Genomic DNA, 322 nt, shown 5'->3' on the forward strand with positions numbered 1-322 from the left:
CGAAGATGTTTCGTAAAACATCATCGTGTCGCGAAAATTTGAGAGACTCGAACACACATTAACTGTGTGTCGTTTCAATTTTCAGCTTGATCCAGATTTTTAAAGAGCAAATATCTCAAACGTCACCCGAAGATGAGTTTTGAGATAGTTCGGCACGCGTCTTTCACTCACGAACCAGCAAGTGGCGTCCCCTAGGGGATTCGAACCCCTGTTACCGCCGTGAAAGGGCGGTGTCCTGGGCCTCTAGACGAAGGGGACACTGAAGTCTCAATCGCAAGACGCCTTGCTTCTTTACTTTCATCAGACAATCTGTGTGAGCACT

General features: G+C 47.2%; 1 tRNA gene. It reads right to left on the reverse strand.

Going from position 1 to position 322, the window contains the following annotated elements:
- Positions 1-182 precede the first annotated feature (182 nt).
- Positions 183-258 (reverse strand) — tRNA-Glu (locus ACLH1I_RS26690).
- Positions 259-322 lie beyond the last annotated feature (64 nt).

It is taken from the genome of Klebsiella sp. 1SOBk10mer, from assembly GCF_046602535.1.
In the GTDB taxonomy this organism is placed as follows: Bacteria; Pseudomonadota; Gammaproteobacteria; order Enterobacterales; family Enterobacteriaceae; genus Klebsiella; species Klebsiella quasipneumoniae.